The sequence below is a fragment of the Streptomyces sp. NPDC058221 genome (genome assembly GCF_042882365.1).
GTDB lineage: Bacteria > Actinomycetota > Actinomycetes > Streptomycetales > Streptomycetaceae > Streptomyces.
Map to the genome: position 1 here is coordinate 63,047 of NZ_JBHVWF010000008.1, position 18,511 is coordinate 81,557.

An 18,511-nucleotide genomic window follows, 5' to 3' on the forward strand; every position below is an offset into this window, starting at 1 on the left:
GCGGCGCCGGACAGACAGGCACCGGGCGGGGGACGGACACGTGGGGGGCCGGATGGACAGCGGCGAAGAGCGCACGCCGGAGCTGCGGACGCTGCGGCAGAAGGTCGAGTACATGGTCGAGAAGACCTTCCCCGGCCGGAAGATCTCGGGCCGGTTCTTCGCGGACCTGGTCAAGGAGCGCGGCGGCTCGCTCTCGCACAGCTACTTCTCCAACATCCTGGCCGGCAAGGTCACCCAGCCGTCCGAGGACATCCTCAAGGCGCTCGGCCTCGGCTTCGGCGTGGACTGGCGCTTCTTCAAGGAGGAGTCCGAGGTCGTCGACGACGTCGTCGCCGGTCTGCAGTTCCTGGCCAAACGGCGCACCGGTGACATCAGCGGACTGGCCGGCCGGGGCGTGGACGAGGACGGACTGCCGCCGGAGCTGCTGCAGTTCGCGCTCGCCCTGCTGGAGGACGCGAAGGACAAGGACCTGCACCGCCCCGCCGACGGCGGACCACGGAGTTAGGCCGCCATGTCCCTGCGCAGACTGCGGAAAGAGTGCGAGGCCGGGCTCGCCGGGCTCCCGCTGCCCACCCCCTTCTCGATCGCCGGCCTGGTGGCGAACATGGAGGAGGCCGGCGGCCGCACCATCGTGCTGCACGCGATGCCCGACCGGCTGGCCCGCGTCAACGCCGCCTGCGGCCTCCGGCTGAAGGCCGGCGGGACCAGCTTCGTGCTCTACCGGCGGCGCCCCACCGCCTACCAGACCCAGCACGTCATCCTGCACGAGCTGTGCCACGAGTGGTTCGACCACGGCACCTCGCTGGACGCGGAGCAGCTCCAGCGGCTGCTGCCGGTCTTCGACACCTCACTGATCTCCCGGGTCGTCGGCCCCGACGCGCTGCGCAGTCCGGACGCCGTACAGGCCCGCGCGCAGTACGACACCCACGACGAACGCATGGCCGAATTCGGTGCCTCGCTCATCCCCCGGATGGCCAGAGAGGTGACGAGCGATGACATGGTGGGCCGGCTCGCCAACTCGCTCTCCCGTCCGGTCGCCCACCGCCGCCGCGGTCTGTTCCGCCGCACCTAGCCGGGGCCTGCGTCCACACTGCCGAACCGTTTCCCCCCACCCCTTCCCCCACCACCGAGGACTTCCGCCGTGACTCCGCTCGACCTCGCCGGCTATCTGATAGCCGGCCTGATGACAGCCGTCGCCCTGTGGCGCATGCCGGCCGCCCTCTGGGGCGACGAGGAGGACAGACGCCGCCGGGCCCTGTGGGGCTGCTACGCGGGATTCGCCGCCGCGCTGTGGACCAAGACCCGCGTCGTGCGCATCGGGCTCAACGACAGCTCCGTCACCGATCTGGCGGTGCTGATCAAGCACTACACGGCGACCATCGCGATCCTGGCCATTCTCAGCTACATCGTCGCCATCTACGGCCAGTACGCCGACGCCGGGGACGTCCCGCGGCACGTACGGTTCGCCCGGCTGATCCAGCAGGTGGCCGCCAAGGCGTCCGTCGCCACGCTGGTGCTGCTGACGGTGCTGTTCTTCACCGTCGTGGACCGCTCCACCCCCTCGGACCGCTTCGTCGCCGACCACGCCGGGCAGTGGGGCGCGACGCTCTACATGAGCGTGTTCTACCTCTACCTCGGCGCCGCCTCCGCCGTCTGCGCGTACCAGTGGGCGCTGGCCACCGCCAACGCCGGGCTGCGCCATCTGCGGATCGGCCTCGGCATGATGACGTTCGCGATGTTCATCGGGGTCGGATACACCGTCAGCCGCACGCTGTTCCTCTGGGTGAGCGTGATCGACCAGCCCAGCGAGGCCTTCGCGCTGAACTTCGACGAGATCACCGAGGCCGCACAGGTGGTGCTCTTCGCCTTCTTCGCGGTGGGCGCCTCCATCCCCGCCCTGAGCAACGTCCGCCGCCGGGCCAAGCTCTGGCGGGCCCAGGTCCGGCTGCACGCGCTCTGGTACGAGCTGATGGCGGCCTTCCCCGACCAGCCCTTCGACCCTCCGGAGTCGCTCGTCCGCGAACTGACCCGGTTCGACACACCGGCCGACCTGCGGATCGACCGCTGGGCGGCGGACATCGCCGACGCGGTCGAGAAGCTGCGCCACTACGCCCCCGGCACCCTGCTCGACGCCGCCCGGGAGGCCGCGGGCGAGATGGCCGCGGCCGCCACCGCAGCACCGGAGCGGACGGGCCCGCTCACCGAGGCGTACTGGATCAAGGCGGCCCTCGCGGCCCACGACGCCGGCACGGCCCCCGGGGACGCGGCGGCCGTCGGCAACCGGCACGCGACCGACCAGGACGGTGAGGTCGCCTGGCTGGTCCGGGTCGCCGACGCGTACCGGACGGTCACGGCGGAACGGGCCCGGCAGGTCCTGGAATCCTCAGCGGCAGCAGCCAAGGAGCAGTCAGCATGAGCACCACAGACACCCCGGAGACCTCCCGCACCACGTCCACCGCCCGCACGGTGACCGATGTCTTCCAGCCACGTAATCTCCTGCTCGCCGGCATGCTCGCGATCGGGTTCGCGGCGGCGGGGGAGTGGACCGGGCTGCTGTGGGGGCTGCTCGGCGCCCTGTGCGCCGGGATCGTCCCGGCCGGCTACATCGAGTGGGAGCGCGGGCGCGGCACCTGGGGCGACCGCCATGTCGTCGACCGCACCAAGCGGGCCCCGATCTTCCTGGTCATCCTCGGCTCCATCGGGACCGGTTCGGCGGTCATGGTGCTGGGCGGCGCCCCCTCCGGCATCCTCACCGCGATGCTCGGCCTCTGGGTGATGACCGTCGTCCTGCTGGCCGTCAACACGGTCTGGAAGATCTCGGTGGACGCCTCGGTCGCCTCGGCCGTCGTCGCCCTGCTCGCCGTGGTCCACTCCCCGTGGTGGCTGCTCGCCTACCTGATGACGCTCGCGGTGTGCTGGTCGCGGGTCGCGCTCGGCTACCACACGGTCGGCCAGGTCACCGCCGGAACCGCGCTGGGCGCCGCCACCGCGTGCGCGTTCCTCCTCGGCTGAGGAGCGTCCCGCCGAACGGGTCGGTTCTTACGGTCCCGTGACGTGCCGTCCGCGCAACCGTGCCCGCCCGCCGGGGCCCCCTAGCGTGGCGGTCATGCGCGTACTGGTCACCGGCGGAGCCGGGTTCATCGGGTCGGAGATCGTCCGGGCCCTCACATCGGCCGGGCACGAGGCGGTGGTGCTCGACGCCCTGCTTCCCTCGGCACACGGCGGGGGTTCGGCGCGCGGCGGAGGGACGGACCGCCCGGCCGGCAGCCGGCTGATCGTGGCGGACGTGCGCGACCGGGAGGCCGTGGACGGTGCGCTGCGCGGTGTCGACGCGGTGTGCCACCAGGCGGCGATGGTCGGCCTGGGCAAGGACTTCGCGGACGCCCCGCTGTACGTCGGCTGCAACGACCTCGGAACCGCCGTACTGCTCGCCGCCGCGGCCGACGCCGGGGTGCGGAGCCTGGTGCTCGCCGGTTCGATGGTGGTCTACGGGGAGGGCCGCTACGACTGCCGGAGCCACGGACCGGTCCGCCCGGGGCCGAGGGCACGGGCCGATCTGGCCGCGGGCCGCTTCGAGCCGCTCTGCCCGTCCTGCGGTACGGAGCTGACCCCGGGGCTCGTCACCGAGGACGCACCCGTGGACCCGCGCAACGTGTACGCGACGACCAAGCTCGCCCAGGAACATCTCGCCTCGTCCTGGGCGCGTGCCACGGGCGGCCGGGCGCTGTCGCTGCGCTACCACAACGTGTACGGGCCGGGGATGCCGCGCGACACCCCGTACGCCGGGGTCGCCTCCTTCTTCCGCTCGTCCCTGGCCCGGGGCGAGTCGCCGCGGGTCTTCGAGGACGGCGCCCAGCGGCGCGACTTCGTCCATGTGCGGGACGTGGCCGCCGCCAACGCGGTGGCACTGGAGGCGGTCGCCGGACGCGCTCCGGGAAGCTTCACCGCGTACAACACCGGGAGCGGGGAACCGCACACCATCGGCGAGATGGCCGCGGCCCTGGCGTCGGCCCACGGCGGCCCGGACCCGGAGGTCACCGGCGAGTACCGGCTCGGGGACGTACGCCATGTCACGGCGGACTCCCGGCGGCTCCGCGACGAGCTGGGCTGGAAGCCCGCGGTGGGCTTCGACGAGGGGATGACGGAGTTCGCGGCGGCCCCGCTGCGGGAGATGTCCACGAGCCCGGCGCTCTGAGGCCTCGCCCACGCAGCCGGGAGGCTCGGCCCGGCGGCTGCTGCTTCGAGGTCACCCCACCGGCTGCGTCACCTCCACGCAGCAGCCGCCGGTGACGTTGCGGACCTCGGCCCGTCCCTCGTGCGCCTCCACGATCCCGCGCACGATGGCGAGTCCGAGGCCGGCCCCCGCCGGGGGCGTCCGGGCGTGGCTGCCGCGCCATCCGGTGTCGAAGACCCTCGCGAGGTCCTCCTCCGGGATGCCGCCGCAGCCGTCGGTCACCGACAGGACCACACCGCCGCCCGTGCGGTGCGCGGCCACCGCCACGGTGCCGTCGGCGGGGGTGCGGCGGATCGCGTTGATCAGCAGGTTGCCGAGCACCCGGCTCATCTCCTTGCCGTCGACCTCCACCGGCACCGGCTCGATCCGGTCGCCGACCAGGCGGACACCGTGCTCGCGGGCCAGCGGGTCGGCGCCGGCGAGCGCGTCGCCCACCAGGTCGTACACGGAGATCCGGGTGGGGCTGAGGGTCAGCGAACCGGCGTGGATGCGGGAGAGCTCGAAGAGGTCGCCGACCATGTCGTTCATCCGCTCCACCTCGGTGCGTATCTGCCGCAGATAGCGCCGCGAGTCGACGGCCATGCCGTCCTCCAGCGCCTCCGACATGGCCCGCAGTCCGGCGAGCGGGGTGCGCAGATCGTGCGAGATCCAGGCGACGAGCTCACGCCGCGAGGTCTCCAGGGCGCGCTCGCGCTCGCGCGAACTGTCCAGCTTGGCACTGGTGGCGGCCAGTTCACGGGTGAGGGCGGCGAGTTCGGCGGTGGCCGGGGCCGCGGGCGCCGCGAAGGTGCCGCCGTCGCCGAAGGAGCGGGCGGCGAGCGTCAGATCGCGGCTGCGCGCCGCGACCCAGCGCCCGAGCAGCATCGCGGTGACGAGCGAGACGACGGCGGCCATGGCGACGACGGTGGTGACGACGGAGAGGTCGTGCGGCGACAGGAACATCGCCCAGGCGACGGCCAGCGTCCCGGCGAGCATCGCGGTCACGGCGACCGCGGCGACCACCGTCAGCGAGACGACGAGCGAGCGGTGCCGGAAGAACCGCAGCACCAGCGCGCCGAGCAGCCCGGCCGCCGCCGCGCCCAGGAACGCGAAGAGCGCGATGAGGAGTATGTCCTTCATGACGGCTCTCCCGGGAGTGCGTCCGCCGGCGGGCCGGGCGGCAGGTCCAGGCGGTAGCCCACGCCCCAGACCGTGCGGATCAGCTCCGGGCGGGCCGGGTCCGACTCGGCCTTGCCGCGCAGCCGGCGCACATGGACCGTGACCGTCGACAGATCGCCGAAGTCCCAGCCCCACACCTCGCTCATCAGCTCCTCCCGGGTGAAGACCCGGCCCGGGTGGCGCAGGAGGAAGGCGAGCAGGTCGAACTCGCGCAGGGTGAGGGCCAGCACCCGGCCGTCCCGGGTCGCGCTGCGGGCCGCCGGATCGAGGACGAGGCCCGCGCCTTCGAGCAGTGCCGGGCGGCCGGCGGGTGCGGCGGGCGCCTGGGCGCGGCGCAGCACGGAGTCGACGCGCAGGACGAGCTCGCGGGGGCTGAACGGCTTGGTGACGTAGTCGTCGGCCCCCGTCTCCAGGCCGAGGATGCGGTCGTCCTCGTCGCCGCGCGCCGTCAGCATGATGACGGGCACCCGGCCGTGCTCCCGCATGCGGCGGCAGACCTCGAAGCCGTCCATGCCGGGCAGCATCAGGTCCAGGACCACCAGGTCGGGGCGGCGGCGCGCGAAGCACTCCAGCGCGGCCGGGCCGTCGGCCGCGCGGGCCACGTCGTAGCCGGCGCCGGTCAGGTAGCCGGCGACCACCTCGGAGACGGTCGGGTCGTCGTCCACGACGAGAACACGGCCGGGGCCGGGGTCCTCGCCCCCTGACCCCCGTCCCTCGGGCGCCGGACGGTCTGGATTCGCGGGGTGCATGGCCCCACCATGGCACCCGCTCCCCGCGCCCGGGGCGGCCGGACACCGCCACTCGGTCGACGTCCACGTTTCGTAAGAATCTGCGGCCCGAATTGTCGCTTTCAGCTCCGTAGGGTGAGCCGCGTGACCGATCCCTCCGATAACCCCGGCCCCCGCGCCGACATCGTGCTGCCCTGCCTGGACGAGGCTGCCGCCCTGCCCGGGGTGCTCGCCGCCGTCCCGCGCGGCTGGCGCGCGATCGTCGTCGACAACGGCTCCACCGACGGCTCGGCCGAGCTGGCCCGTTCGCTCGGCGCGACAGTGGTGCACGAGCCGCGGCGCGGCTTCGGCTCCGCCTGCCACGCCGGGCTGCTCGCCGCCGATGCGGACTTCGTCTGCTTCTGCGACTGCGACGGCTCCCTCGACCCCGGGCTGCTCCCCGGCTTCGTCCGGCGGATCGCTGACGGTGAGAGCGATCTGCTGCTCGGCAGGCGGCGGCCCGAACAGGTCGGCGCCTGGCCGCTGCACGCCCGTGCGGGCAATCTGGCGCTGTCCCGGCTGCTGCGCCGGCGTACCGGGCTCCGGCTGCACGACCTCGGGCCCATGCGGGCCGCGCGCCGGGCGGACCTGCTGGCGCTCGGCCTCACCGACCGGCGCAGCGGATACCCGCTGCAGATGGTGGTGCGCGCCGCGGACGCCGGACTGCGGGTCGCCGAGACCGACGTTCCGTACCTCTCGCGCACCGGGAAGTCGAAGGTCACCGGCACCTGGCGGGGCACCTGGAACGCGGTGAACGACATGCGGGCCGTGCTCGGCGAACCGCCGGTGGCGGCGGGGGCGTCCCGATGAGCCCGGCCGCGTGTACCGGGGCCGGGACCGCCGGCCCGACGCATCTGCTGGTCATCGCCAAGGAGCCGCTGCCCGGCCGGGTCAAGACCCGGCTGACGCCGCACTTCACCCCCGAGGAGGCCGCGCTGCTCGCCGAGGCCTCGCTCGCCGACACCCTGCGCACGGTCCTCACACTGCCGGCCGCGCGGCGGACGGTGGTACTCGACGGGGCCCCCGGCCCCTGGCTGCCACCGGGCATCGAGGTGGTGCCGCAGGGCACGGGCGGTCTCGACGAACGGCTCGCCGCCGCGTTCGGCGCCTGCACGGGACCGACGCTCCTGATCGGAATGGACACCCCGCAGATCACCGCCGCCGATCTGGCACCCGCGCTCTCCCCCGGTTCCTGGGACGGCTGCGACGCCTGGTTCGGCCCGGCCGACGACGGCGGCTTCTGGGCACTGGGGCTGGCCGAGCCGGATCCGGAACTGCTGCGCGGGGTGCCGATGTCCGTACCGGAGACCGGTGCGGTGCAACGCCGCAGGCTGGTCGACGCCGGGCTGAAGGTGAGCGATCTGCGCAGGCTGCGGGACGTGGACACGGCGGCCGACGCCATGGACGTCGCCGCCCTCGCACCGCACGGCCGGTTCGCCGCCGTGCTCCGCGGGCTGACCCGGGCGGCGACCCGATGAGCCGCACGGTCCCCCGGTCCGACGCGCTCAGCCGGCCGCACCCGGACAGCAGCTCGTGGAGCACCGACCCGTACGCCGACGCCCTGCGCAACGGCCACGGTCCGCTCTTCCTGCGCCGTACGGACGGCTGGCTGCTGCCGCTGGACGTGGAGCGCTGGTGCGCGGGCGCGGACGCCGCCGACCAGTCGGCGCTGCACCGCTGCGAAGGGCCCGTCCTGGACATCGGGTGCGGTCCTGGGCGGCTGGTCGCGGCGCTCGCGGCCCGCGGCCACCGGGCGCTCGGCATCGACGTGAGCGAGGCGGCGGTGGCCAGCACCCTGCGGCTCGGCGGCTCCGCGCTGCACCGCTCGGTCTTCGACCCCCTTCCGGGCGAGGGCCGCTGGGGCACCGTCCTGCTCGTCGACGGCAACATCGGCATCGGCGGCGACCCGCGCAGGCTGCTGCACCGGACGGCGGCCGTGCTCGCCCCCGGCGGGCTGCTCATCGCCGAGACGGCCCCGCAGGACATCGACGAGCGGGTCAGGGTCCAGCTGGACGACGGGCGCGCCACCGGCCCCCGGTCCGCACCCGCCGAGCCCTTCCCCTGGGCCCGGCTCGGCACACCGGCGCTGCTGCGGCACGCCCGGCCGCTCGGCTGGCATCCCGCCGATCAGTGGGAGGCGGACGGCCGCTGCTTCGTGTCCCTGCGTCGCAGCCGGAGCGTACGGACGACCAGCCAGAGTGCCGACAGCGCGAACAGCGCGGCCGTGATCAGCAGCCAGTTCCCCAGGAACACGTCCACGGAGAGCCCGCTCGCCGGTTCGTAACGCGTCGACCTGCGGGTGATCAGCGGGAACCACAACAGCAGGAGCAGACCGGAGAGGAGGACCGGCACCCGGACGTGGTTGATCAGTCCGGGGTGCGGGCCCGTCGCCTGTCGTGGCACCAGCGAACGCCGCAGCAGCAGATCCGCCGTCGCGTACACCGGCACCAGCACCAGGTCGTGCACGAGGGCCGCGCCGACGAACCACAGGACGACCCCCCACGCGTCCCCGGCCAGCAGCCGGACCCCCGCATAGCCGGCCAGCGCGAAGGAGGCGGCCATCAGGAGCAGGTGCAGCGGGCCCTCCCCGTACCAACGCCGCACGAGGTCACGGGGGTTCAGCCTGTTCACAGCTCTCCGAAGGTCAGCCGGGCCACCCATTTGGTGTTGAGCACCCCGGGGGCGGCCGGCACGATGATCCGCGCCGGGTATCCGTGGTCGGGCGTCAGATCCTCGCCGTTGACCTGCAACGCCAGCAGCGACCGGGAGTCGCGCACCTGGTTGTCGCGGAGCGCCGCCCGGCGGAACGGCCCGCTGCGCTGGACGGACTCCACCAGCACTCCGGGCGGGTTGCGGGGGTATCCGGCGAGCTCGGCCAGATCCTTCAGCCGTACGCCGCGCCACCACTGGTCGGAGGTGGACCAGCCCTCCACACACGCGATCGGGAGCGCGGCGCTGTGCTGGTCCATGGCCAGCAGCTGGTCCCGGGTGAACCGCAGGTCCCCGGCGGGCCCGCTGACGGTGAGCCACCAGCCCTCCCCCGTCTCGGCCGCGGTGATGCCGACGGCGGCGGCGGTCTTGTTGATCTGGAAGCCGCCCGGGCCCGGGCCCGGTTCGGCGGCGCCGTGCGGGGTGAGCAGGGCGATGCGCCGCAACGGCCCGTCGAAGCTCCGGCCGGCCGAGGTGACCAGCAGGACCGCCGAACCGGCGCCCACCACCGCCAGCGCCCCGCGCCGGGACAGCGTCGGCGGGGCCGGGTCGGGGGAGGCCAGCGGGTCCCCCGGCACGTTCCCGCTCAGCCCGCCCGACCGCAGCACCCGTACGGCCTGCGGGACCCGCAGCCCGGCATGGGCGAGGAACGCGGCGAAGAACACCCACGCCCCGTAGAAGTGCAACGGGTAGAAGGAGCCCGGGAACAGGTAGTCCAGCTGGATGTTGAGCAGCCCGGTGATGAACTCGAACAGCGCCCCGCCCACCAGGAGCAGCAGCGAAAGCCGCTCCAGGGCGTGCCCCACCGACCGGGCCGGCGGCAGCGCGAAGAGCTTCGGCACCACCGACCAGAGCTTCGCCAGCAGCACGGGGACGAGCACGATGCCCAGGGTGACGTGGAGCCCCTGCGTCAGCCGGTACAGCCAGTGCGGTCCGGTCGGCCAGGCGAAGAGGTAGAAGCCGAGCAGCCCCTTGTCCGGGGTCTTGTCGTTGACCGGGTTCAGATCCGGGTTGTAGGCGGCGTACGACAGCAGACCCGTCACGAACAGCAGGGTGAGCCCGACGAGCAGGACGAGTCCGAGCACGGCGGTGAACCGGACGCCCCGCACCGGGCTGCGCCAGAAACCGGGTGCGGCGGGGGTCCGTCCGAGGAGTGCGGCGGCCCGTCCGGAGGAGGAGGGGCCGGGAAGCGTGAATCGTCTGTACCGACGTCTGTCGCCCATGTCCCCGACGCTAAGCCCGGGGTGCCGCGGCCGGGTGGGTACGACTCCTGACGAAACGCTGACGTCATCCGGCTGCGTTGCGCGCCGGGTCCCGGGCGGCGGCCGAATCTGACGGTTCGGTGACGCGCCCCGCCGGAGCACGTCACCACCGCTCCCGCGTGCATACCGTGCCTGGGTGAAGACCGAGGACCGCACGGAGCAGCGCACCGAACCGGACCGTGACCACCGCCCCACCGGCCACCGCCCCGACCTGGCCGTCGCGGGCGCGGCCGTGCTGCTGGTCGCCGTCGCCGCGCTCGTCGGCCGGTCCGTCGACGACTACGCCCGCGTCCTGTACGTGCACTGGCCACCGCTGCTGGCCTCCTGGTATCCGCACATCGGCCCCGGTACGGCCGCCGCGCCGGCGGTCGCCGTGGCCGTCGTCGCGTACGGTCCGGTCCTCGCCGCACGGCTGCGCTGGCGCACCCTGCTGCTGAGCTGCTGGGGCGCCTCGCTCGCCTGGGTGTTCTCGCTGGCGCTGATCGACGGCTGGGGCCGGGGCATCGCCGAACGGCTCACCACCAAACACGAGTACCTGAGGGTCATCGGCCGCTTCGACGACATCGGCGCCGCCCTGCGCGGCTTCAACGACCACATCCTGATCGGCCCGCCGGGCAACTGGCCCGCCCATGTGGCCGGGCACCCGCCCGGGGCCACCCTCACCTTCGTCCTGCTGGACCGTGCCGGTCTCGGCGGCGGGGCCTGGGCCGGGGTGTGGTGCATCGTGACCGGCAGCACCGCCGCGCTGGCCGTGCTGGTCGCCGTCCGCGCCCTGACCGACGAGCGCACCGCCCGCCGTGCGGCGCCCTTCCTCGTCCTGGCGCCGGTCGCGGTCTGGGCGGGCACCTCGGCGGACGGCTACTTCGCCGCCGTCGCCGCCTGGTCCGTCGCCCTCCTCGCCGTGGCCGCGACCGGGAAGGCCCGCAGCCCCGCGGCCGCCGCGCTCGGCTCGGGGCTGCTGTACGGGCTGACCTGCTACCTCAGTTACGGTCTGGCCCTCATCGCGCTCCTCCTCCTGACCGTCCTCCTGCTCGCCCGGACCGCCCGGCCGCTGCCGTTCCTGGTGCTGGGCGCCCTGGCCGCCCCGATCGTCTTCACGCTGGCGGGCTTCAACTGGTGGGAGGCCTACCACCTGCTGGTGGAGCGCTACTACCAGGCGGCGGGCGGGATCCGCCCGTACTGGTACTGGGTCTGGGCCAACCTCGCCTGCACCGCGATCGCCGTCGGACCGGCGACGGTCGCGGGCCTGCGCCGGACCGCGGTGGCCGTGCCCGGGGCGGCCCGCGCGCTGCGGACGGGGACGGCGGAGGCCGGCCTGCGGCTGGTCCCGCTGGTGCTCGCCGCCTCCCTCGCGCTGCTGGCCGCCGATCTGTCCGGGATGAGCAAGGCGGAGACGGAACGGATCTGGCAGCCCTTCATGCTCTGGCTGCTGCCCGCCGCCGCACTGCTGCCCGGCCGCCGCCGCGGCTGGCTGGCCGCCCAGGCCGTCGTCGCCCTGCTCGTCAACCATCTGCTCTGGACCGGGTGGTGACGGGGCGAGGCGTCGTTGAACCGCGATCCCGTCCGGGTCATGGTTGTTCCGTGCCGACTTTCGAGATCACCACAGCAAGCGCGGACGACATCAGGATGATGGCGGACTGGGCCCATGCGGAGGGCTGGAACCCGGGCCTGACCGACGGTCAGGCCTTCTTCGCCGCCGACCCCTGCGGCTTCCTGATCGGCAGGCTCGACGGGGCGCCCGTCTCCTGCGTCTCCGTGATCCGCTACGGCTCCGGCTTCGGCTTTCTCGGCTTCTACCTCACCCGCCCCGAGCTGCGCGGCCAGGGCTACGGGAGCCGGCTCTGGGCCACCGGGACGGCCCGTCTCCAGGGGCGGAACACCGGCCTCGACGGGGTGGTGGAGCAGCAGGCCAACTACCGCAGGTCCGGCTTCCGTCCGGCCTGGACGAACCGGCGCCACGAGGGCCTGGTGCCGTTGGACATCCCGCCGCCGCCCGGGGTCACGCTGGTGGATGCCCGTACCCTGCCCTTCGGCCGGATCACCGCGTACGACCGCCGGTTCTTCCCGGCGGAGCGCGACGGCTTCCTGGCGGCCTGGACCACCACGCCCGGCCGCACCGCACTGGTCGCGCTGCGTGAGGGAGAGGTGGAGGGGCTTGCCGTGCTGCGCGCCTGCCGTACGTCCGCACGCATCGGCCCGCTGTACGCGGCCACGCCGGAGACGGCCACCGCCCTGGTGAGCGCGCTCGCGGCGACCGATCCGTCCGCCCCGGTCGCCGTGGACGTGCCGGACGTCAACCCGGCCGCGGTGCGGGTCGCCGAACAGCTCGGGCTCACGCCGTCGTTCGAGACGGCCCGTATGTACACCGGCCCGGTCCCGGACGTCGACCACGCCGGGCTGTTCGGCATCACCAGCCTCGAACTGGGCTGAGCCGCCCGCGCCTTCCGCTACCCGCGGCCCGGGCCGGTCCGGGACCGCGAGGTCATGACCGCGATGTCGTCCTCGGCGCCCGGACCGAAGCGGTCGAGCACCTCGTCCAGCAGATCCTCCAGATCGCCGCTCGCCGGCAGGGTCAGCTCCCGCAGCCGCCCCACCGACACGTCGATGTCCTCGCCGCGCCGCTCCACCAGTCCGTCGGTGTACATGAACAGCACCGTGCCGGGGGCGCACCGCACCTGCGTCGTCCGGTAGCCGCCGAAGCCGGTGCCGAGCGGCGGTCCCGCCGGTACGTCGCCGATCCAGGTACCGTCCGCGCCGGGGCCGATGAAGACCGGCGGCAGATGGCCCGCACTCGCCACCTGGCACATCTCGCCGGACCGGTCGACCACGGCGAGCAGACAGGTCGCCGCCCGGTCCAGGCCGGACCGCTCCACCATCCGGTCGAGCTGTTTCAGGACGTGGTGCGGTGGCAGCTTCTCGTCGGCCAGCAGCCGCAGCAGCGAGCGGTAGTGGCTCATCGCGACGGCGGCCTCCACGCCGTGCCCCATGACGTCGCCCATCGCCATGAGGTGGCGGCCGTCGGACAGCGGGATGATGTCGAACCAGTCGCCGCCGACCAGCACGCTGCGGTCCGCCGGAAGGTAGCGGGTGGCGGCCTCGATGTGCGGATGCGGCCGGCGCGGTTCGGAGAGCAGGGAGCGCTGGAGCTCCAGGGCGATGGTGTGCTCGTGGGTGAAGCGGCGCGCGTGGTCGAGGTCGACGGCGGCGCGTCCGGCGAGCTCCCGGGCGACCATCACGTCCTCGTCCGTGAAGGTCGGCGACTCGCCCGCCCTGACCAGGCCGAGGACGCCGATCGGCGCGCCGCGGACGGAGACCGGCACGACGACCGCGGAGTGCATCCCGAGCGACCGGTAGGCGGCGACCCGCTCGGGGGAGGGCGCCAGGCGGCCCAGCTGCTCGTCGCCGGTGAGGTTCTCCACGACCGGCAGGTTGGTGGCCAGACAGCGCGGTACGGCCGAATCCTCCTGGTAGTCGATGTAGTCGCCGGCCACCCCGAACCCGGCGGCCTTCCCGCGCAGCCCGGGCACCGCCGTCACCGCCGCCCGCCGCAGCCGGACCACTCCGGGCGGTGCGGGGCGCACCGGCGGGGCGACGTCCCGCGGGAAGACCTCGACCGTGGCGAGATCGGCGAGCTCGGGGACGACGAGGTCGACGAGCTCGGCGCAGGTGGTGTCCATGTCGAGGGTGGTGCCGATACGGGTGTTCGCGGCGTCCAGGAGGCTCAGATGGCGTCGGGCCTGGGCCAGCTGCCGCTGCTCCTCGTCGGAGGCCATGACCTCCATCAGGACGGCGGCGACGCCCACCACCCGGCCGGCCACCTCCAGCCGGTGGTACGCGCCGTGCCAGTAGCGCCGCAGGGCACCGGACGCGGCGGGGGTCTGGCCGCTGGAGGCGATCTCGCGCGTCCGGCCGTCCGCCAGCACCGCCAGCATCAGGTCCTCGCGGGCGTCGATCTCGGGAAGCACCTCGGCGACCGTACGGCCCAGGTGCTCGGCTGCCGGGATGCCGTTGATCCGTTCGAGGGCCGGGTTCACATAGAGATAGCGCAGCTCGGTGTCGACGACGCCCACCGCTGCCGTGGTGCCGCCGACCACGGCAGCGAGCGCCACGGTGTCGAACGGCGGCGGATCGTCGGCGTACGCATCGGCCTGCAAAGCAACCTCCTGGGGCGGGGCGCGGACCGCCCGACTGCCCGGCCCTTCATCGTCGGCCGCCCGCATCGCCCCCGCATCCGCAGACCGGTCGCGGCCGGTCAGCGGCGGTTGCCCCCGGGCGCCGCCCCGCTCGCCGCTCCGCCGGGGCGCAGCGCGTCCAGATCCACCGTCCCGTCCTCCGCAGGGGCCCCCGGCGGCAGCCCCAGGGCGTCGGCGACAGGCCCGGGGAGCGGGGCCCGGTCCAGCAGCCCTGCGACGAGTGCGGTGCCCAGCCGGTGCCAGGAGGGGGCGCGCCGGAGCATCGCGTGATCGCCGCCGTGCACGCTGACCAGGCAGGTGCGGGCGCCGGCCCGGCGGGCCCGTGCGGTGAGCGCGGCGGAGGCCGCCGGGCTGGTCACGCGGTCGTCCGTGCCGTGGACGAGCACGACGTCCCGGTCCGCGAGCTGTCCGACCGGATCGCCGTCCGGGCACCAGGGGGCGAGACCGACCACAGCGCGTACCAGCGAGTGCCCGGCGGCCTGCAGCGCGGCGCGGCCGCCCATCGAGTGCCCCAGCAGCACCACCGGGATCTCCCCCGCCTCGGCCCGCAGCGCGTCCAGGGCGCGCACGGCGTCGTGCAGCGGGTCCGCCCGGGTGCCGTTCCAGCCGCGGTGCCCGTACCGGACGGCACGCACCAGGACGTCCCCGGGCAGCGCACGCCCCAGTGCGCGCGCGAACGGGCGCATCCGCACCGCGGGCAGGTTGAACGGCCCCGGCGGCGGCGCTCCGGTGCCGGTCTCCCGCCCGCCGTGCAGCAGGAGTACGGCCGCCCCTGGCGGTCGTCGTTGCGTCATGCGTACCTCCGGTGCGAATGGGCGAACCACTGACGAGCATGCTGTACGAAGCACGGGCGGCATCTCGCCGCGGCGCCGGAAGACAAAGGACACTTCATGGGATCGTCACCACAACTCGGCAGTACCGTCCAGGACTTCACCCTCGCGGGAGGCGCGCTGGACGGTGACGCGTTCGAACGCCGCGACTACACGCTCTCCGCCGCCCGAGGCCGGGCCGTCGTGCTCGCCTTCTACCCCGGCGACAACACGGCCGTGTGCACCAAGCAGCTCTGCTCGTACTCCTCCGGCATGGAGACCTTCGAGGGGCTCGACGCGGAGGTCTGGGGGATCAGCCCCCAGGACGTCGACAGCCACGAGTCCTTCGCCCGCTCCCACAGCCTGCGCATGCCGCTGCTGGCCGACCCCGGCCGGGAGACCGCCCGCGCGTTCGGGGTCGCCGCGCCCGGCATCGGGGTGCGTCGCGCGGTGTTCCTGATCGACGCCGAAGGGGTGCTGCGCTGGAAGCATGTGGCGCTGCTCGGTGCCACCTTCCAGTCCCTGGACACGCTGGCGGGCCGGCTCTCCGGCATCCAGAACGCCTAGAACATTGCCGGAACCCGGCAGTGTCCCCGGACGGTATGTATGGGACCATCCAGCCAGTTCGACGGAAATGCTCGGGGGATTCCGCAGACCGGAAGGGGTGACCACGTGACCTTGTTTCTCGGTCTCGGCATTGCGGGGGTCGTGCTGCTCGCACTGTCCCTGATCTTCGACGGCATACTCGAAGGCCTCTTCGGGGGTGTGCTGGACGGCCTGTTCGACGGGTTGCTCTCCCTTCCGGTGATCGCCGGCTTCGTCTCGATGCTCGGTTTCGGCGGCGCCATCGTGCTCGGCACGACCGGTGCAGGTACGGTCGTGGCCGTCGGCGCCGGCGTGCTGGCCGGACTGGTCGCGGCCTGGCTGACCTGGAAGTTCAGCCAGGCCCTGATGCGGGACCAGACCAGCACCACGCCGCAGGACTCGGATCTCATCGGCTCGGCGGGGTCCGTGGTCACGGCCATCCCGGCCGGCGGCTACGGCGAGGTCCTGCTGCGGCTGGGAGGTCATGTCGTGAAGCTGTCGGCCAAGAGCCCGGCGCCGGTCGAACGCGGCACCGAGATCTGGGTCGAGGCCACGCTCTCGACCACCTCGGTCTCGGTACGTCCCGTCGAACGCTGAGCCGGCAAGCCGGCCGGCCCATCACCGCTCGCAACAGAACTGCCGTCCCCGTCGGGAGGCAGAGGGGGACACCCTTATGAGTCCAGTCCTGATCGCAGTCATCGGAGTCGTCGTACTCGTCGTGCTCCTGGCCCTCGTGGTCATCACCCGCTACAAGGTCGCCGGGCCCAGCGAGGCGTTCATCATCACCGGCCGCCGCGGCAAGAAGTCCGTCGACCCGGTGACCGGGCAGGCCAGCATCGACAACAGCGGCCAGAAGGTCGTCGTCGGCGGCGGGGTCTTCGTCGTGCCGTTCGTCCAGCAGAAGTTCACCCTTGACCTCTCCAGCCGGCACATCCCGATCGCCGTGCGCGGGGCCGTCACCCTGCGCGGGGTGAAGTCCCACCTCGAAGGTGTCGCGATCGTCAAGGTCGGCGGCAGCGAGGACGCCATCCGGGCAGCCGCCCAGCGTTTCCTGCAGCAGCAGGACGGCATCGTCGGCTTCACGCAGGAAGTGCTCTCGGGCGCCCTGCGCGCCATCGTGGGCCGGATGTCGGTCGAGGACATCATCCGCGACCGGGCCGCGTTCGCCGGCCAGGTGGCGGAGGAGGCCGAGGCCAGCCTGTCCGGGCAGGGTCTGATCCTGGATGCCTTCCAGATCCAGGACATCACCACCGAGGGCTCCTACCTGGAGGACCTCGGCCGCCCCGAGGCCGCCCGCGCCAAGCAGGAGGCGGACATCGCCGAGGCGATCGCCCGTCGTGCCTCGGAGCAGGCCCGGCTGAAGGCCGCCGAGGAGATCGCCATCGCCGAGCGGACCTTCTACCTCAAGCAGGCCGAGATCAAGGCCGAGACGGAAGCGGCCGCCGCCAAGGCGAACGCCGCGGGTCCGCTCGCCGACGCCGCCCGCCAGCAGGAGGTCCTCCAGGAGCAGGAGAAGGTCGCCCAGCGGCAGGCCGCGCTGACCGACCGCGAGCTCGACACGAAGGTCCGCAAGCCCGCCGACGCCGCCCGTTACCAGGCCGAGCAGGAGGCCGAGGCCCGCCGTATCGCCCAGGTCAAGGAGGCCGAGGCGGACGCCGAGCGTTCCAGGCTGACCGGTGAGGGTGAGAAGCTGCACCGTTCCGCGCTCGCCGAGGCCGTACGGATCGAGGGTGAGGCCGAGGGCGCCGCCATCGCCGCGCGGGGTTCGGCCGAGGCCGAGGCCATGCAGAAGAAGGCGGACGCCTTCGCGCAGTACGGCGACGCGGCCGTGCTCCAGATGCTCGTCGAGGTGCTTCCGCAGGTCGTCGCCAAGGCGGCCGAGCCGATGAGCGCCATCGACAAGATGACCGTGATCTCGACGGACGGCGCGAGCCAGCTGTCGCGCACCGTCGCGGACAACGTCGCCCAGGGGATGGAGCTCCTCAACTCCACGACGGGTGTCGACCTCGGCGCCCTGCTGAAGAACCTCAAGGGCGCGAACGCGAAGACCGGTTCGTCCGAGCTGCCCGCCCAGGGCACCGAGGCCGCACCGGCCGCCGCGCAGAACGGCAGGATCGACGTCACGGACTGACCGTCCGGCGCCGCAGCGGCGACGTCCCCACGTGCCCGGCCGGTTTCCGTACCGTCCGGGCACGTGCATGTGCGGGCACGCGCGCGTCCGGCACCCCGCTCAGTCGGTGAGATCCACCCGCACCGACAGCAGGTCCGTCCCCATCACCCGCACCACCGCGCTGTTGTACGCGGGCAGGGTCCTGAGCCGGGCGTGGGCGTCGTCGTCCGGCAGCGGGTGCGCGGTGCCCCGGTGCCAGCGGCCCTTGATCCGCACCCGGACCCGGTCGTCGGCCCGGATATTGCGGATGTACTGGGACTTCTCGCCGAACTCCGAGACGAGCCAGAACTCCTGGCCGGTGCGGCGGCCGCCGACCGGGGTGCGGCGCGGGCGCCCGGAGGTGCGGCCCGTCGTCTCCAGCAGGATCTGGGCCGGCATCCTCCGCGAGAGCGGATTGACGACATGCCGCTGGAGCGAGGTGACCGCCCTGAATCTGAACTCCCGAAAGCGCGGCATATATGACCCCTTTCGACCGTTGACGGTGTGCGGGCAGCCGTCGACGGCTGTCGCCGCGAGCCTAAGGGCGGGACAGCCCCTAGAGGCGTGTCTTATCCCTCAGGCCGGTCCCGAGGGGGCGGCGGAAAGTCCGGATAAGGTAATGCGGGTCTAAAGAGATCGCCAAGA

19 protein-coding genes are annotated in these 18,511 nt (G+C 73.4%); 13 read left to right on the forward strand and 6 right to left on the reverse strand.

All coding sequences use genetic code 11. From position 1 onward, the window contains the following. The first annotated feature begins 52 nt into the window (after positions 1-52). The 5 genes from ACFVW8_RS04825 to ACFVW8_RS04845 all read left to right on the forward strand — a co-directional run bounded on the left by ACFVW8_RS04825 (position 53) and on the right by ACFVW8_RS04845 (position 4,195). A complete protein-coding gene (locus ACFVW8_RS04825; protein ID WP_389686148.1) occupies positions 53-505 on the forward strand; it encodes a hypothetical protein in 453 nt (150 codons plus the stop codon). A 6-nt stretch (positions 506-511) separates the two neighbouring features. Continuing rightward, positions 512-1,072, forward strand: coding sequence for a toxin (locus tag ACFVW8_RS04830; RefSeq protein WP_389686149.1), 561 nt, complete (start codon positions 512-514; stop codon positions 1,070-1,072). 69 nt (positions 1,073-1,141) lie between these two features. Then, positions 1,142-2,416 (forward strand): MAB_1171c family putative transporter, encoded by a 1,275-nt coding sequence (locus tag ACFVW8_RS04835; protein WP_389686150.1) that lies wholly within the window; start codon positions 1,142-1,144, stop codon positions 2,414-2,416. Next, positions 2,413-3,012 (forward strand): hypothetical protein, encoded by a 600-nt coding sequence (locus ACFVW8_RS04840; protein WP_389686151.1) that lies wholly within the window; start codon positions 2,413-2,415, stop codon positions 3,010-3,012. The genes ACFVW8_RS04835 and ACFVW8_RS04840 overlap by 4 nt, the downstream gene beginning before the upstream one ends. 94 nt (positions 3,013-3,106) lie before the next feature. After that, entirely contained in the window at positions 3,107-4,195 is a 1,089-nt protein-coding gene (locus tag ACFVW8_RS04845) for an NAD-dependent epimerase/dehydratase family protein (protein ID WP_389686152.1), read from the forward strand. Between the two features lie 51 nt (positions 4,196-4,246). Here the strand turns inward: ACFVW8_RS04845 and ACFVW8_RS04850 are convergent, their stop codons facing one another. Then, positions 4,247-5,353 carry a sensor histidine kinase gene (locus ACFVW8_RS04850; protein WP_389686153.1) on the reverse strand — a complete coding sequence of 369 codons (1,107 nt, stop codon included), beginning with the start codon at positions 5,351-5,353 and terminating at the stop codon, positions 4,247-4,249. Next, on the reverse strand, positions 5,350-6,141 hold the full coding sequence (locus tag ACFVW8_RS04855; RefSeq protein WP_389686154.1) for a response regulator transcription factor: 792 nt from the start codon (positions 6,139-6,141) through the stop codon (positions 5,350-5,352). The genes ACFVW8_RS04850 and ACFVW8_RS04855 overlap by 4 nt, the downstream gene beginning before the upstream one ends. 114 nt (positions 6,142-6,255) lie before the next feature. On the opposite strand from ACFVW8_RS04855, the gene ACFVW8_RS04860 reads away from it, so the two are divergent. The 3 genes from ACFVW8_RS04860 to ACFVW8_RS04870 are packed head-to-tail and all read left to right on the forward strand — an operon-like array spanning position 6,256 to position 8,443. Beyond that, positions 6,256-6,969, forward strand: a complete 714-nt coding sequence (locus ACFVW8_RS04860; protein WP_389686155.1) for a glycosyltransferase family 2 protein — start codon at positions 6,256-6,258, stop codon at positions 6,967-6,969. Continuing rightward, positions 6,966-7,637 (forward strand): DUF2064 domain-containing protein, encoded by a 672-nt coding sequence (locus ACFVW8_RS04865; RefSeq protein ID WP_389686156.1) that lies wholly within the window; start codon positions 6,966-6,968, stop codon positions 7,635-7,637. The genes ACFVW8_RS04860 and ACFVW8_RS04865 overlap by 4 nt, the downstream gene beginning before the upstream one ends. Beyond that, complete coding sequence (locus ACFVW8_RS04870) at positions 7,634-8,443, forward strand: class I SAM-dependent methyltransferase (RefSeq protein WP_389686157.1); 810 nt, start codon at positions 7,634-7,636, stop codon at positions 8,441-8,443. The genes ACFVW8_RS04865 and ACFVW8_RS04870 overlap by 4 nt, the downstream gene beginning before the upstream one ends. Positions 8,444-8,786: 343 nt before the next feature. Here the strand turns inward: ACFVW8_RS04870 and ACFVW8_RS04875 are convergent, their stop codons facing one another. Beyond that, positions 8,787-10,091 carry a molybdopterin-dependent oxidoreductase gene (locus tag ACFVW8_RS04875; RefSeq protein WP_389686158.1) on the reverse strand — a complete coding sequence of 435 codons (1,305 nt, stop codon included), beginning with the start codon at positions 10,089-10,091 and terminating at the stop codon, positions 8,787-8,789. A gap of 175 nt (positions 10,092-10,266) precedes the next feature. On the opposite strand from ACFVW8_RS04875, the gene ACFVW8_RS04880 reads away from it, so the two are divergent. After that, a complete protein-coding gene (locus ACFVW8_RS04880; RefSeq protein WP_389686159.1) occupies positions 10,267-11,661 on the forward strand; it encodes a hypothetical protein in 1,395 nt (464 codons plus the stop codon). 50 nt (positions 11,662-11,711) lie between these two features. Further along, positions 11,712-12,560 (forward strand): GNAT family N-acetyltransferase, encoded by an 849-nt coding sequence (locus tag ACFVW8_RS04885; RefSeq protein ID WP_389686160.1) that lies wholly within the window; start codon positions 11,712-11,714, stop codon positions 12,558-12,560. Between the two features lie 17 nt (positions 12,561-12,577). On the opposite strand, the gene ACFVW8_RS04890 is transcribed toward ACFVW8_RS04885, so the two are convergent. Further along, on the reverse strand, positions 12,578-14,284 hold the full coding sequence (locus ACFVW8_RS04890) for a SpoIIE family protein phosphatase (protein WP_389686161.1): 1,707 nt from the start codon (positions 14,282-14,284) through the stop codon (positions 12,578-12,580). A 98-nt stretch (positions 14,285-14,382) separates the two neighbouring features. After that, positions 14,383-15,117 carry an alpha/beta hydrolase gene (locus tag ACFVW8_RS04895; protein ID WP_389686162.1) on the reverse strand — a complete coding sequence of 245 codons (735 nt, stop codon included), beginning with the start codon at positions 15,115-15,117 and terminating at the stop codon, positions 14,383-14,385. A 96-nt stretch (positions 15,118-15,213) separates the two neighbouring features. Between ACFVW8_RS04895 and ACFVW8_RS04900 the strand changes: the two genes are divergently transcribed. The 3 genes from ACFVW8_RS04900 to ACFVW8_RS04910 all read left to right on the forward strand — a co-directional run bounded on the left by ACFVW8_RS04900 (position 15,214) and on the right by ACFVW8_RS04910 (position 17,848). After that, positions 15,214-15,699 (forward strand): peroxiredoxin, encoded by a 486-nt coding sequence (locus tag ACFVW8_RS04900; protein WP_389686163.1) that lies wholly within the window; start codon positions 15,214-15,216, stop codon positions 15,697-15,699. Positions 15,700-15,804: 105 nt separating this feature from the next. Continuing rightward, positions 15,805-16,314 carry a hypothetical protein gene (locus tag ACFVW8_RS04905; RefSeq protein WP_389686164.1) on the forward strand — a complete coding sequence of 170 codons (510 nt, stop codon included), beginning with the start codon at positions 15,805-15,807 and terminating at the stop codon, positions 16,312-16,314. A gap of 76 nt (positions 16,315-16,390) precedes the next feature. Further along, a complete protein-coding gene (locus ACFVW8_RS04910) occupies positions 16,391-17,848 on the forward strand; it encodes a flotillin family protein (RefSeq protein ID WP_389686165.1) in 1,458 nt (485 codons plus the stop codon). Positions 17,849-17,947: 99 nt separating this feature from the next. Here the strand turns inward: ACFVW8_RS04910 and ACFVW8_RS04915 are convergent, their stop codons facing one another. Next, positions 17,948-18,343, reverse strand: a complete 396-nt coding sequence (locus ACFVW8_RS04915; protein WP_389686166.1) for a nitroreductase/quinone reductase family protein — start codon at positions 18,341-18,343, stop codon at positions 17,948-17,950. Between the last annotated feature and the right edge of the window lie 168 nt (positions 18,344-18,511).